Source organism: Micromonospora sp. DSM 45708 (genome assembly GCF_039566955.1).
GTDB lineage: Bacteria > Actinomycetota > Actinomycetes > Mycobacteriales > Micromonosporaceae > Micromonospora.
In genome coordinates, this window is record NZ_CP154796.1 from 3,182,137 (window position 1) to 3,198,152 (window position 16,016).

A 16,016-nucleotide genomic window follows, 5' to 3' on the forward strand; every position below is an offset into this window, starting at 1 on the left:
CTCGCAGGGGACGGGAGTGAGCCGGTGCGGGTCAGGACAGACCGAGGTCGCGGTCCACCATGGCGAACAGCTCGTCGTCGCTGGCGTCGCCGAGATGACGGCCCAGGTCGTCGCCGCCTCCGCCCTGGCCGAGCCGGGTGAGCATGGCCTGGAGGCGGACCGTGGCCCGGACCCGGGCGGCCTCGTCGCGGGCCACCACGTCGAGCCCGTCGGCGATCCGGTCGAGGTCGTCCAGCAGCGCGGTCGGGGTGACCACGTCGTCCTGGGCCACCTCGGCGTAGAGGTACTCGGCCAGCGTGGTCGGCGTCGGGTAGTCGAAGACCAGGGTGACCGGCAGCGCCACCCCGGTCGCCAGGCCGAGCCGGTTGCGCAGCTCGACCGCGGTGACCGAGTCGAAGCCCAGCTCGCGGAACGCCCGGTGCTCGTCCACCGACTCCCCGGACGGGTAGTTGAGCACGGCCGCGACCTGGCCGCGGACCAGTGCGAGCAGCACCGCCATCCGGTCGCCGGCGGGCAGTCCGGCGAGCCGGTCGCGCAGCGACTCCGGGCCGTCGGGCACCTCGCCGCCGGTGGTCCGCTCGACCGTGCGCAGCCGGCGTACGTCCGGCAGGTCGCTGATCAGCGGGCCGGGCCGGGTGGCGGTGAACGCGACGGAGAACCGTTCCCAGGCGATGTCGGCGACGGTGAGGAACGCCTCGCCGTGGTCGACGGCCTGGTGCAGCGCGGCGATCGCGGCCTCCGGCGGCATCTCGGGTACGCCGTGCCGGTGCAGCAGCTCGCCGAACGGGCCGTCGGCCATGCCGCCGCCGGCCCAGGCGCCCCAGGCGATGGACGTGCCGGGCAGTCCGAGGCCGCGCCGGTGCTGGGCGAGCGCGTCGAGGAACGCGTTGCTCGGGGCGTAGTTGCCGACGCCGGAGCTGCCCACCGAGCCGGCGAACGAGGAGAACAGCACGAACGCGCCGAGGTCCATGTCGAGCGTCAGCTCGTGCAGGTGGTACGCGACGTCGACCTTGGCCGCGAGGACCCGCTCGATCTGGTCGATGCGCAGGTCGTTGATCAGGGCGTCGTCGAGCACCGCGCTGGCGTGCACCACGGCCCTCAGCGGCCGGTCGGCGGGGATGGCGTCGATCAGCGCGGCCAGCGCGTCCCGGTCGGCGGCGTCGCAGGTGACCACGCTGGCGGTGACGCCGAGCGCGGTGAGGTCGGCGACGAGTTCGGCGGCGCCGGGGGCGTCCATGCCGCGCCGGCTGGCCACCACGATGTTCTCCACCCCGCTGCGGGCGAGCCAGCGGGCGGCGTGCCCGCCGAGCGCGCCGGTGCCGCCGGTGACCAGCGCGGTGCCGGAGGGCTGCCACGGGTGCGCGGGCCGGCTGTCGCCGAGCGGGACGCGGGTGAGCCGGCGGCCGAGCAGTCCGCCGGGGCGTACCGCGATCTGGTCCTCCTCGCCGGCGGCGGTGAGCGCCGCGACCAGCAGGCCGGCGCTGCGCTCGTCGACCGCCTCCGGCAGGTCGACGAGTCCGCCCCAACGCTGCGGGTGTTCCAGCGCGGCGACGCGGCCGAAGCCCCAGATCATCGCCTGGCCGGGCGAGCGGAGCAGTTCGGCCCGGCCGACCGAGACGGCGCCGGAGGTGACCGCCCACATCGGGGCGGCCAGGCCGATGTCGCCGAGCGCCTGGACCAGCGCGACGGTGGCGGCGAAGCCGCCGGGCACGGACGGGTGCATCGGGTGGACCAGCTCGTCGAACGCGAGCAGCGACACCACGCCGGTCACCTCGGTGAGCGTGCCGTCCGCGCCGGCGGTGAGCGCCTCGCGCAGCAGCTTGCCGAGCACGTCCCGGTCGGCGTCGGTGGTGCTGACCGGCAGCGGGACGACGGTGGCGCCGGCGGCGGCGAACGCGTCGACGCACGCCTCCTGCCAGGGCTCGACGATGTCGCCGGTGGGCATCACGACCAGCCAGGTGCCGGCCATGCCGCGGTTGGTGATGCCGGTGAGCGGCTTCCAGGTGTCCTGGTAGCGCCAGCTGTCGATGTCGGACTGGCGACGCTGCTGCCGCCGCCAGCGGTGCAGCACCGGCAGCGCCGGGGCGAGCGCGTCGAGCGCCTGCCCGGCGGGGAGGTCGTCGCCGGCGAGCACCTCGGCGAGGCCGGACAGGTCGTCGCGTTCGACGGCGGCCCAGAAGCCGCTGTCGTCCGGGCTGCCGTGGTCGGCCGCCTGGTCCTCCCGCTCGGGGCCGCCGCTGCCGTCGAGCCAGAGCCGCTGGTGGTCGAACGCGTAGGTGGGCAGCGCGACGGTGTCCGTCTCGGCGAGGACGGCGGTCAGGTCGACCGGCAGGCCGATGCTGTGCGCGGTGGCCAGGTTGGTCAACAGGCGGGTCGGGTCGTCCTCACCCCGACGCAACGTCGACAACGTGTGCCCGGCGGTACCGGTGTCGTCCAGGACCGCCGTCACCGGCATCGTCAACACCGGATGCGGCGAGATCTCCACGAACGTCGTGTGCCCCGCCTCGATCGCGGTCCGGACAGCGGTGTCGAAGCGGACCGTGCGACGCAGGTTGTCGTACCAGTAGTCCGCCGTCATCGTCGCCGGGTCCACCCAGTCACCGGTGAGCGTGGACACCAGACGGGTGTGCCCGGCCCGCGGCGTCACGCCGGCCAGGTCGGTACGCAACTGCTGGGCCACCTCCTCCACGGCGGCGGAGTGCGAGGCGTAGTCGACCGGGATCAGCCGGGCCCGGATGCCGTCGGCCTGACAGGCATCCACCAGATCGGCGACCGCCTGCGGCGGACCGGACACCACCACGGTCGCCGGGCCGTTGACCGCCGCCACACCGACACCCTCGAAGCCGCCCAATCGGGCCGTCACCTCGTCGGCCGACAGGTCGACCGACGCCATCGTGCCGGTACCCCGCAACGCGGACAGCGCCCGCGACCGCAACGCCACCGTCTTCGCGGCGTCCTCCAGGGACAGAATCCCCGCGACGCACGCCGCGCCGATCTCACCCTGCGAGTGGCCGACCACCGCGTCGGGTGTCACGCCGGCCGCGCGCCAGACGGCGGCGAGCGCCACACCGACGGCCCACAGCACCGGCTGCACCACCTCGACGCGGTCCAGCCAGGACTCGTCGTCGCCGGTCAGCACCGACACGAGGTCGACGTCCAGGTGGGGGGCCAGCGCCGTCTGGCACTCGGCCAGCGCGGTGTCGAACGGCGCGCACCGGCCGACCAGGCCGGCGGCCATCCGGGCGGACTGGGCGCCCTGGCCGGGGAAGACGAAGACCGGGCCGGCGCCGGCGGCGGACGCCGTGCCGGTGACCAGGTTGCCGGCCGGCAGGCCGGCGGCAAGCGCGTCCAGGCCGGCGAGCAGCTCGGCGGGGTCCGCGCCGACGACGACGGCGCGCTGGTCGAGCGTGGACCGGGTGGTCGCGAGGGACCACGCCACCGCGGCCGGGTCGGCCGGCTGCGCGCGCAGGTGCGCGGCCACCCGGGCGGCCTGCCCGGCGAGCGCGCCCCGGGTCCGGGCCGAGACCGGCCAGGCGGTGGGGCCGGCGGCGAGCAGGCCGCCGCGGCGCGGCGCGGGGGCGTCGTCGGCGGGCGTCTCGGCCGCCTCGGTGGCGGAGGGGCGGTACTCCTCGACGATGACGTGGGCGTTGGTGCCGCTGACCCCGAACGAGGAGACGCCACCGCGGCGGGGCCGGCCCAGGTCCGGCCAGGGCCGGTTCTCGGTGATCAGCTCCACCGCGCCGGCGTCCCAGTCGACGTGCGGGGACGGCGCGTCCACGTGCAGCGTCGCCGGCAGCGTGCCGTGCCGCAGCGCCATCACCATCTTGACCAGCCCGGCCACGCCTGCGGCGCTCTGCGTGTGGCCGATGTTCGACTTCACCGAGCCCAGCCAGAGCGGGCGGTCCGCGGGCCGGTCCTGCCCGTACGTGGCGAGCAGCGCCTGCGCCTCGATCGGGTCACCGAGCGTGGTGCCGGTGCCGTGGGCCTCCACCAGGTCGACGTCGGCCGCGCCGAGCCGGGCGTCGGCCAACGCGGCCCGGATGACCCGCTGCTGGGAGGGGCCGTTCGGGGCGGTCAGGCCGTTGGACGCGCCGTCCTGGTTGAGCGCGCTGCCGCGGATCACGGCGAGGATCGGGTGGCCGTTGCGTTCGGCGTCGGCGAGCCGCTCGACCACGACCACGCCGCCGCCCTCGCCCCAGCCGGTGCCGTCGGCGCCGGCCGCGAACGCGCGGCACCGCCCGTCGACGGACATGCCGCGCTGGCGGGAGAAGACGATGAACACGCCCGGGGTGGCCATCACGGTGACGCCGCCGGCGACCGCCAGATCGCACTCGCCGCGGCGCAGCGCCTGCCCGGCCAGGTGCAGCGCGACAAGCGACGACGAGCAGGCGGTGTCGACGGTGACGGCGGGGCCGTTGAGGCCGAGCGTGAACGAGATCCGGCCGGAGGCGACGCTCGTGGTGTTGCCGGTGCCGAGGTACATGTCGACGCCGTCCGGCACGTACGGCAGGCCCATGCCGTAGTTGGACGTGCTCAGCCCGACGAAGACGCCGGTGGCGCTGCCGCGCAGCGACAGCGGGTCGATGCCGGCCCGCTCGATCGCCTCCCACGACGTCTCCAGCAGCAGCCGCTGCTGCGGGTCCATGGCGAGCGCCTCGCGGGGCGAGATGCCGAACAGGGCCGGGTCGAAGTCGCCGGCGCGGTCGAGGAAGCCACCGACGCGGGTGTAGCTCTTGCCGGGCTTGTCCGGGTCGGGGTCGTACAGCCCGTCGAGGTCCCAACCCCGGTCGGCGGGGAACTCGGTGAGCGCGTCGCGCCCGTCGGCGACCAGGTCCCACAGCTCCTCCGGGGACCGGACGCCGCCGGGGAACCGGCAGCTCATCGACACGATGGCGAGCGGTTCGGTGTCCCGCGCCTCGACGGTCTGCAGCTTGCGCTTCGTGTCGTGCAGGTCGGCGGTCACCCGCTTGAGGAAGTACCGCAGCTTGTCGTCGTCGCTCATCGCGTCCCTGCCTCGATCCGCGGTTCGGTCATGTCAGGAGATTCCAAACTCTTTGCTGATGAAGTCGAAGATCTCGTCGTCGCTGGCCGCGTCGAGGTCGGGCCGCTCCGGCTCGTCGGCCGGGCCGGCGAGGTCGGTGGCCTTGGCGAGCAGGTCACGCATCCGGGTGGCGAACCGGTCCCGGGTCGCCGGGTCGAGCGCCAGCGTGGTGAGCAGCGACTCGACCGCGTCGATGCCCTGGAACAGCGGCTGGGTGGAGGGCGCCGCGTCGGCGGCGATCTCACCGGCGAGCTTCTCGGCGAGGGCGTGCGGCGTCGGGTAGTCGAAGACCAGCGTGGCGGGCAACCGCAGTCCGGACAGCGTGTTGAGCCGGTTGCGCAGGTCGACCGCGGTCAGTGAGTCGAAGCCCAGGTCGGTGAAGAGGCGGCCGGGGTCGACGGCTTCCGGCCCGGCGTGGCCGAGCACGGCGGCCACGTTCGCCCGGACCACGTCGAGCAGCACCTTGCGTCGCTCCGGGTCGGCCAGGCCGGCGAGCCGCTGGGCGAGCGGCACGCCGCCGGTGCCGGCGCCCCCGGCGTCGACCGAGCGCCGCAGCGGCACCCGGACCAGGCCGCGCAGCAGCGGCGCGAGCACGCCGGCCTCGGCCTGGCCGCGCAGCGCCGCCACGTCCAACCGCATCGGTACGACGGCGGCGGTGTCCAGCCGCCAGGCGGCGTCGAACAGGTGCAGCGCCTGCTCGGTGGCCAGCCCTGCGGCGCCCTGCTCGGCCATCCGCCGCACGTCGGCGTCGGCCAGGTGGCCGGTCATGCCGCTGGCCTGCTCCCAGAGGCCCCAGGCCAGCGAGATGCCGGGCAGGCCCTGGGCCCGCCGGTGCGCGGCGAGCGCGTCGAGGAACGCGTTGGCCGCGCCGTAGTTGGCCTGGCCGGCGCTGCCGAGCGTGGCGGCGGCGGAGGAGAACAGCACGAACGCGCCGAGGTCGCGCCCGGCGGCGAGCCGGTGCAGGTGCCACGCCGCGTCGATCTTGGGGATGCTGACCGCGTCGATGCGGTCCGGGGTGAGCGACTCCAGCACGCCGTCGTCGAGCACACCGGCGGCGTGCACCACGGCGGTGAGCGGATGGGCGGCGGGGATGCCGTCGAGCAGCGCGGCGAGCGCATCCGGGTCGGCGGCGTCGCAGGCGGCGACCGTGACCTCGGTGCCGACGCCGGCCAGCTCGGTGACCAGGTCGTCGATGCCGTCGGCGGTCGCGCCGCGCCGCCCGGCGAGCAGCAGGTGCCGCATGCCGTGGGTGGTGGCGAGGTGGCGGGCCAGCAGTCGACCCAGCACGCCGGTGCCGCCGGTGATCAGCACGGTGCCGTCCGGGTCGACGCCGCCGGGCCGGGGCTCCAGCCCGGCCGGTACGCGGGCCAGGCGCGGGGCGCGTACCTGGCCGGCGTGCACGGCGAGCTGCGGTTCGCCGGTGCCGATCGCGGCGGCGAGCAGCGCGGCGCCGGCCGGGTCGGCGTCCAGGTCGACGAGCTGGATCCGGTCGGGGTGTTCGAGCTGCGCGGTGCGGACGAGTCCCCAGGTGGGCGCGGACCGCAGGTCGACCGTGGCCGGGTCGCCGGTGGCGACGGCACCGCGGGTGACCAGCACCAGCCGGGTGTCGGCGAACCGGTCGTCGGCGAGCCAGGCCTGGAGCGTGCCGAGCAGGCGGTGGGTGGTGGCGCGGGCCTGCGCGGCCAGCTCGGGGCCGGCGCCGTCCCCGGTGCCGCCGACCGGCACGATCAGCGCCCCGGGTGCGGGTTCCCCGCCGGCGAGCAACTCGGCGAAGGATTCCGGGGCGAGGTCGGGGCGGACCCGGGCGCCGGCGGCCTCGGCGGCGGCGTTGAGCGCGAGGTCGTCGCCGAGCACCACCCATCCGGTGGCGGCCGGCGACGGTCCGGCGGTCACCGGCAGCACCGGCCAGTCCACCTGGAACAGCGACTCGTGCCGGCCGGAGCGGGCCGCGCCGAGCGCGTCGCCGGTGACCCGGCGCATGATCAGCGAGTCGGCGTGCAGGACCGGGGCGCCGGTGGCGTCGGCGACCTGGAACGAGACGCCGACGTCGCCGGCCGCGGCGACGCGGACCCGTAGCGCGGTGGCTCCGGCGGCGAGCAGCGTGACGCCGGTCCAGGCGAACGGCAGCCGGGGCGCGCTGGCGTCGGCGCCGTCGCCCATCCGGCCGAGGAAACCGCCGATGGACATGGCCTGGAGCGCGCCGTCGAGCAGCGCCGGGTGGAGCCCGAACCGGCCGGCCTCGGCGTGGTGGTCGGCGGGGAGCGCCACCTCGGCGAAGACCTCGTCGCCCCGGGTCCAGGCGGCGCGCAGGCCCCGGAAGACCGGGCCGTAGCCGAAGACGGTGGACTCGATGCCGGCGTAGAAGGAGTCGGAGGCGACCGGGGTGGCGCCGGGCGGCGGCCACACGCCGAGGTCGAACGCGGGCGGTTCGGCGCCGCGCGGGGCGAGCAGGCCGGTGGCGTGGCAGGTCCAGGCCACGTCCGCGAGGATCTCGTCGGAGCCGTCCCGGTACGGGCGGGAGTGCAGTTGCACCGGGCGGCGGCCGGTGTCGTCGCGCTCGCCGACGGTGAGCTGGATCTGGAGCGACCCGAGTTCGGGCAGCACGAGCGGGGCGAGCAGGGTGAGTTCCTCGACCACCGGCGCGCCGGCCTGCTCGCCGGCGTGCGCGGCCAGTTCGACGAAGGCGGTGCCGGGCAGCAGGATCGCGTTCATCACGCGGTGCTCGCCGAGCCACGGGTGGGTGCGCACGGAGAGCCGCCCGGTGAAGACCAGCCGTTCGCTGTCGGGGAACGTGACGGCGGCGCTGAGCAGCGGGTGGCCGGCGTCCTGGAGGCCGGCGGAGGCGACGTCCTGGGCCCGGTGGACGGGCGGGTCGAGCCAGAACCGCTGCTGCTCGAACGCGTAGGTGGGCAGCGCGACGGTGTCCGTCCCGGCCAGCACGCGGGTGAGGTCGACCGGCAGGCCGATGCTGTGCGCGGTGGCCAGGTTGGTCAACAGGCGGGTCGGGTCGTCCTCACCCCGACGCAACGTCGACAGCGTGTGCCCGGCGGTACCGGTGTCGTCCAGGACCGCCGTGACCGGCATCGTCAACACCGGATGCGGCGAGATCTCCACGAACGTGCTGTGCCCCGCCTCGATGGCGGTCCGGACAGCGGTGTCGAAGCGGACCGTGCGACGCAGGTTGTCGTACCAGTAGTCCGCCGTCATCGTCGCCGGGTCCACCCAGTCACCGGTCAACGTCGACACCAGCCGGGTGTGACCCGCCTTCGGCGTCACGCCGGCCAGGTCGGTACGCAGTCGCTGCGCCACCTCCTCCACCGACGGCGAGTGCGACGCGTAGTCCACCGGGATCAACCGGGCACGCACACCCTCGGCCTGACAGGACTCCACCAGATCCGCGACCGCCTGCGGCGGACCGGAGACAACCACCGTCGCCGGGCCGTTCACCGCCGCCACCCCGACACCCTCGAAGCCGCCCAACCGGGCCGTCACCTCGTCGGCCGACAGGTCGACCGACGCCATCGTGCCCGTGCCCCGCAACGCGGACAGCGCCCGCGACCGCAACGCCACCGTCCGCGCCGCGTCGTCCAGGGACAGAATCCCCGCCACACACGCCGCGCCGATCTCACCCTGCGAGTGCCCGACCACCGCCTGCGGCGTGACCCCGACGTGCCGCCACACGGCGGCGAGGGCGACGCCGACGGCCCACAGGACCGGCTGCACCACCTCGACGCGCTCCAACCAGGACTCGTCGTCGCCGGTCAGCACGTCCACGATGGCCACGTCGAGGTGGGGAGAGAGCGCCGCCTGACACTCGGCCAGCGCCGCGTCGAACACCGGCGTCCGGCCCACCAGACCCGCCGCCATCCGCGCCGACTGCGCGCCCTGACCGGGAAACACGAACACCGGACCGGCGGTGGCGGCGGCCGTGCCGGTGACCAGGTGCGGCGACGGCGACCCGGCGGCGAGCGCGTCCAGGCCGGACAGCAGCTCCTCGACCGACGAGCCGACCACGGCGGCCCGCTGGTCGAACGCCGACCGGGTGGAGATCAGCGACCAGGCGACCGTGGCGGCGTCCACGTCGCCGAGCGAGCGGACGTGGTCGGCCAGGCGGGTGGCCTGCCCGGCCAGCGCGGCGCGGGACCGGGCGGACACCGCCCACACCGTCGCGGCGGCGTCCAGCAGCCCGGCGCCGGTCGCGGCCGGGGCGGCCGGTTCGTCGCCCTGTTCCACGATGACGTGCGCGTTGGTGCCGGAGATGCCGAACGACGACACCGCCGCCCGGCGCGGGCGGTCGCCCGCCGGCCAGGGCCGCGCCTCGGTGGCCAGCTCCACCGCGCCGGCGTCCCAGTCGATGTGCGGGGACGGTTCGTCCACGTGCAGCGTGCGGGGCACGGTGCCGTGCCGCATGGCCTGCACCATCTTGATCACGCCGGCGACGCCGGCGGCGGCCTGGGCGTGGCCGATGTTCGACTTGATCGAGCCGAGCAGCAGCGGCCGGCCCGCGGGCCGGTCCTGGCCGTACGTGGCCAGCAGCGCCTGCGCCTCGATCGGGTCACCGAGCGTGGTGCCGGTGCCGTGCGCCTCCACCACGTCCACGTCGGCCGGGCCGAGCCGCGCGGCGGCCAACGCCGCCCGGATGACCCGCTGCTGCGACGGGCCGTTCGGGGCGGTGAGCCCGTTGGACGCGCCGTCGGAGTTGACCGCGCTGCCCCGCACGATCGCGAGCACGTGCCGGCCCTGCCGCCGGGCGTCGGAGAGGCGCTGCACCAGCAGCAGGCCGACGCCCTCGGACCAGCCGGTGCCGTCGGCGGCGGCGGCGAACGACTTGCACCGGCCGTCGGCGGCCAGGCCGCGCTGCCGGGAGAACTCGACGAACGCGGTCGGGGTGGCCATCACGATGACGCCGCCGGCGAGCGCCATGTCGCACTCGCCGCGGCGCAGCGCCTGCCCGGCCCAGTGCAGCGCGACCAGCGAGGACGAGCAGGCGGTGTCGAGCGAGACGGCCGGCCCCTCCAGCCCGTACGTGTAGGCGACCCGGCCGGAGATGACGCTGCTGGTCATGCCGGTGAGCGCGTACCCGGAGGTTTCCTCCGGCGCGAACGCGAGCAGCGAGCCGTAGTCCTGGCCGCTGGTGCCGACGAACACGCCGGTGCTGCTGCCGCGTACCCCGGTCGGGTCGATGCCGGCGGACTCGAACGTCTCCCAGGTGGTCTCCAGCAGCAGCCGCTGCTGCGGGTCCATGGCGAGCGCCTCGCGCGGGCTGATGCCGAAGAAGCCGGGGTCGAAGCGGTCGACGTCGGCGAGGAAGCCGCCGCCGCGGGCGTAGAACGTGCCGGCGGCGTCCGGGTCCGGGCTGTAGAGCGTGTCCAGGTCCCAGCCCCGGTCGCCGGGCAGGTCGGTGATCGCGTCGACGCCGTCGGCGACGAGCCGCCACAGGTCGTCCGGGCTGGACACGCCGCCGGGCAGCCGGCAGGCCATGCCGATGATGGCCAGCGGCTCGTCGTCGCCGATGGTGACCGGAGCAGTCGACGGGCGGGCCGGGACCGGGGTGCCGGCGATGCCGGTGTCCAGGTGGGCGGCGAGTTCCTGCGGGCTCGGGTAGTCGAAGACCAGCGTGGCGGGCAGCCGCAGGCCGAACGCGTTGCCGAGCCGGTTGCGCATCTCGACGGCGGTGAGCGAGTCGAAGCCGAGGTCGCTGAACGCGCGGCGCGGGTCGACGGCGGCCGGGTCGGGGTAGCCGAGCACGGCGGCGGCCTGCCCCCGGACGATCTCCAGCAGCGCGGCCCGCCGGTCGGTGTCGTCGAGCGCGGCGAGCTGCTGCACCAGCGACGCCCCGGTGGCCGGCGCGGCGGCGGTGCCCCGGCCGGCGCGGATCAGCGCCCGGTACAGCGGCGGGACGACGCCGGCGAACTGGGCCCGCATGGCGGCCAGGTCGAGTCGGGCCGGCACCAGCGCGGCGGCCGGGACGCGGCAGGCGGCGTCGAAGAGCGCCAGCCCCTCCTCCGCCTCCATGGCGGACACGCCGGAGCGGGAGATGCGGTTGAGGTGGACGTCGTCCAGTTCGGTGGTCATGCCGCTGCGGTCGGCCCAGAGGCCCCAGGCCAGGGTGAGCGCGGCGAGACCGCGGGCGCGGCGGTGGTGGGCCAGCCCGTCGAGGAACGCGTTGGCGGCGGCGTAGTTGCCCTGGCCCGGGCCACCGGCGGTGGCCGCGAGCGAGGAGTACGAGACGAACGCGGTGAGGCCGAGGTCGGCGGTCAGCTCGTGCAGGTGCCAGGCGGCGTCGACCTTGGGACGCAGCACGCCGTCGACCCGCTCCGGGGTGAGCGAGGAGATGACGCCGTCGTCGCGTACCCCGGCGGCGTGGATCACGGCGGTGAGCGGGTGGTCGGCGGGGAGGCCGGCGAGCAGCGCGGCGACCGCGTCGCGGTCGGCGACGTCGCAGGCGGCGACCGTGACGGTGGCGCCGAGCGCGGTCAGCTCGTCGCAGAGTTCCGGGATGCCGGCGGCGTCCCGGCCGCGCCGGCTGGTGAGCACCAGGTGCCGCACGCCGTGCCGGGTCACCAGGTGCCGGCTCATGAGCTGGCCGAGCGTGCCGGTGGCGCCGGTGATCAGCACGGTGCCGTCGGCGTCGAACGCCGCGTCGGCCGGCCCGGCGGGCGCGGGCACCCGGGCGAGCCGGGCGCCGGCCGCGACACCGGCGCGGATGGCGAGCTGCGGTTCGTCGGTGTCCAGCGCCGGCACCAGCGCGGCGGCGGCGCTCGCCGGGTCGTCCACGTCGACGAGCACGAACCGGCCCGGGTTCTCGGACTGGGCGGAGCGCACCAGGCCGATGACGGCGGCGCCGGTCAGGTCGGTGAGGTCGGCGTCCGGGCCGGTGGCGACCGCGCCGCGGGTGAGCACGACCAGCCGGGTGGCCTCGTAACGGTCGTCGGCGAGGAACCGCTGGAGCACGTCGAGCGCCCGGTGGGTCACCTCGGCCACCCGGCGGGGCACGTCGTGCTCACCGCGCGGGTCGAGGAACGACGCGACCAGCACGCCGGGCGCGTCGGCGCCGTCGTCCAGCGCGCCGGTCAGCGCCGCGAGATCGGGGTACGCGGTGACGGCCGTCCCGGTGGCGGCCACCGCGTCGGCGAGCGCGGGGTCGGTGTCGAGCACCGCCCACGTGCCGGCGGCCGGTCCGCTGGGCAGCGGGAGCGGGGTCCAGTCGATCCGGTACAGCGACTCGGGTCCGCCGCCGCCTGCGGTGCGGAGCTGGTCGGCGGTGACCGGCCGCAGGACCAGCGAGCCGACCGAGGCGATCGGGGCGCCGTCGACGCCGGCGAGGAGCAGCGAGACGCTGTCCGGGCCGGTGTGCCGGACCCGGACCCGGGCGGCGGCGGCGCCGGCAGCGTGCAGCGCGATGTCGTTCCAGGAGAACGGCAGCCGGCCGTGGCCGGGGGGCAGGCCGGGGCCGGTCGACTCACCGGCGGCGCTGGTGAGGCCGAGCGTGTGCAGCGCGGCGTCGAGCAGCGCCGGGTGCACGCCGTAGCCGCCGGCCTCGGCGGCCGGTGTCTCGGGCAGCGTCAGGTCCGCGAAGAGGTCGTCGCCGCGCCGCCAGGCGGCCCGCAGCGCGATGAACGACGGGCCGTAGTCGTAGCCCTGCGCGGCGAGGTGCGGGTACAGGTCGCCGGTGGGCACCTCGGTGGCGTCCGGCGGCGGCCAGGCGGCCAGGTCGGACCAGCCGGGTACGCCGGGTTGCGCCGGCCGGTCGGCGAGGACGCCGCTGGCGTTGCGGGTCCAGGCGCGGTGGTCCCCGTCGGCGGGCTCGCGGTCGCTCTGCTCGTCGCCGGGCCGGTCGTGGTCGGGCGCGGAGTGCAGCGACACGGACCGGCAGCCGGTCTCGTCGGCCGGGCCGATCCAGAGCTGGATGTCGACGCCGCCGCTCTCGGGCAGGATCAGCGGCGCTTCGAGGGTCAGTTCGCGGACGTGGTCGGCGCCGACGTGCGCGCCGGCCTGGAGCGCGAGTTCCACGAAGCCGGTGCCGGGCAGCAGCACGGTGTCGAAGACGACGTGGTCGGCGATCCACGGGTGGGTACGCCGGGACAGCCGGCCGGTGAACAGGAAGCCCTCGGCGTGGGCCACGCCGACCGCGGCGCCGAGCAGCGGGTGCCGGGCGGGGCGCAGGCCGACCGCGGTGACGTCGCCGGTCCAGCCGCCGCCGGCCTCCGGCCAGTAGCGCTGGCGCTGGAACGCGTACGTGGGCAGGTCGACGCGGGCGGCGCCGGTGCCGGCGAACCAGGGCGTCCAGTCGACGCGGACGCCGTGCACGTGCAACTCCGCCAGCCCGGCCAACAACGCGTCGCTCTCGTCCCGGTCCCGGCGCTGCACGGCGGTCGCCACCACCGTGTCGTCGTCGGGCAGGATCTCCGCGGCCAGCGCGGTCAACACGCTCTGCGGACCGATCTCCAGGAACGTGTCCGCCCCGGCCGCCCGCAACGCGCTCACGCCGTCGGCGAACCGCACCGCCTCCCGCACGTGCCGCACCCAGTAGTCGACGGTGGTGATCTCATCTCCGGCGAGCGCGCCGGTCACGTTCGACACCACCGGCAGCAGCGGTGCGGCGAACGTCAACCCGTCGAGGACGGCCCGGAACCCGGCCAGCATCGGTTCCATCAGCGGACTGTGGAACGCGTGCGACACCGTCAGGCGGCGTACCCGGACACCCCGGTTCCGCCAGGCGCGCTCGATGTCGTCCAGCGCGTCGACCGGCCCGGACACCACCACCGAGGACGGGCCGTTGACCGCCGCGATCCCCACGTCCGCGTGGTCCGCGACCGCCGCGGCCACCTCGGCCTCCGGCGCGGCGACCGCAAGCATCCCGCCCCCGGCCGGCAACGCCTGCATCAACCGGCCCCGCGCCGCGACGAGGGCGCACGCGTCGGCCAGCGACAGCACGCCGGCCACGTACGCGGCGGTGATCTCACCGACCGAATGTCCACCCACGAAGTTCGGGCTGACCCCGAACGACTCCACGAGGCGGAACAGCGCCACCTCGACCGCGAACAGGCCGGGCTGCGTGAACTCGGTGCGGTCCAGCAGGTCACCGTCGCCGAACAACACCGGCCTCAGCGGCTGCGGCAGCAGCGGGTCCAGGTGCGCGCACACCTCGTCCAACGCGGACGCGAACACCGGGAACACGTCGTACAGCTCCGCGCCCATGCCGGCGCGCTGCGCGCCCTGCCCGGAGAACAGCACCGCCAGGCCCTGCCGGTCGCCGGCCACGCCTGTCGACGTGGTGGCCGTCGGCGTTCCCGCCGCGAGCGCCCGCAGGCCGGCGAGCAGGTCGTCGCGGTCGGTGGCGGCCAGCACGGCCCGCCGGTCCAGGGCCGCCCGCGCGGTGGCCGACGAGAACGCCACGTCGAGCGCGGTCGAGGCCGGGTCGGCGGCCAGCCGCGCGGCCCAGCGGCCGGCCTGGTCGGCGAGCGCGGCGTCGTCGCGGGCGGACACCAGCACCGGTACGACCGCACGGGTGCGCGCCGGCGCGGCGTCGGCCGGGGCGGGCTCCTCCGGCGGCGCCTGCTCGAGGATGGTGTGCGCGTTGGTGCCGGAGACGCCGAACGAGGAGATCGCCGAGCGGCGGGGCCGGTCCACCGCCGGCCACGGGGTCGCCTCGGTGACCAGCTCGACCGCGCCGGTGTCCCAGTCGACCTGTGGCGTCGGCGCGTCCACGTGCAGCGTGGGCGGGACGAGCCCGTGGCGCATCGCCTGCACCATCTTGATCACCCCGGCGACGCCGGCCGCGGCCTGCGTGTGCCCGAGGTTCGACTTGACGGAGCCGAGCAGCAGTGGCGCGGCGTCGCCCCGGTCCTGCCCGTACGTGGCCAGCAGCGCCTGCGCCTCGATCGGGTCGCCGAGCCGGGTGCCGGTGCCGTGCGCCTCCACCACGTCCACGCCGCCGGCGGCGAGCCCGGCGTTGGCCAGGGCCTGCTGGATCACCCGCTGCTGGGACGGGCCGTTCGGAGCGCTGAGCCCGTTCGAGGCCCCGTCCTGGTTGACCGCGCTGCCGCGCAGCACGGCGAGGATCGGGTGGCCGTTGCGGCGGGCGTCGGAGACGCGTTCCAGCAGCAGCACGCCGACGCCCTCGGACCAGCCGGTGCCGTCCGCGGCGGCGGCGAACGCCTTGCACCGGCCGTCGGCGGCCAGCCCGCGCTGGCGGGAGAACTCCACGAACGCGCCCGGCGTACACATGGCGGTGACGCCGGCGACGACGGCGAGCGTGCACTCCCGCTGCCGCAGCGCCTGCCCGGCCAGGTGCATCGCCACCAGCGACGACGAGCAGGCGGTGTCGACGGTGACCGCGGGCCCTTCCAGACCGAACGTGTAGGCGATCCGGCCGGACACCACGCTGCCGGCGTTGCCGGTCATCAGGTGACCTTCCAGGCCCTGCGCGGCGGCGGTCATCAGCACGGTGCCGTAGTCCTGGCCGGTGCTGCCGGCGAACACGCCGGTACGGCTGCCGCGCAGCGTGTGCGGGTCGATCCCGGCCCGCTCGAAAACCTCCCAGGTGGTCTCCAGCAGCCACCGCTGCTGCGGGTCCATGGCGAGCGCCTCGCGCGGCGAGATGGCGAAGAAGCCGGGGTCGAAGTCGGCGAGGTCGGTGACGAAGCCGCCGTGGCGCGCGTACGAGGTGCCGGCGTCCTCGGGGTCGCCGGCGTGCAGCGCGTCGAGGTCCCAGCCCCGGTCGGTGGGGAACTCGGTCATCACGTCCCGGCCGGACGCCACCACCTCCCAGAGCTGTTCCGGGGTGCGGATGCCGCCGGGGAAGCGGCAGCTCATGCCGACGATCGCGACCGGCTCCTGCTCGCCGGCCTCCACCTCGCGCAGCCGCTGCCGCACCTGGTGCAGGTCGGCGGTGACCCGCTTGAGGTAGTCGAGAAGCTTCGCCTCGTCAGCCATGGTCCGCCCATTCCCTGTGTTGCCCCGAGCCGGCAGT

At 75.9% G+C, this 16,016-nt stretch carries 2 protein-coding genes; both read right to left on the reverse strand.

Going from position 1 to position 16,016, the window contains the following annotated elements:
• Positions 1-31 precede the first annotated feature (31 nt).
• A complete protein-coding gene (locus tag VKK44_RS14095; RefSeq protein ID WP_343447415.1) occupies positions 32-5,002 on the reverse strand; it encodes a type I polyketide synthase in 4,971 nt (1,656 codons plus the stop codon).
• A gap of 33 nt (positions 5,003-5,035) precedes the next feature.
• On the reverse strand, positions 5,036-15,979 hold the full coding sequence (locus VKK44_RS14100) for a type I polyketide synthase (RefSeq protein ID WP_343447416.1): 10,944 nt from the start codon (positions 15,977-15,979) through the stop codon (positions 5,036-5,038).
• Positions 15,980-16,016 lie beyond the last annotated feature (37 nt).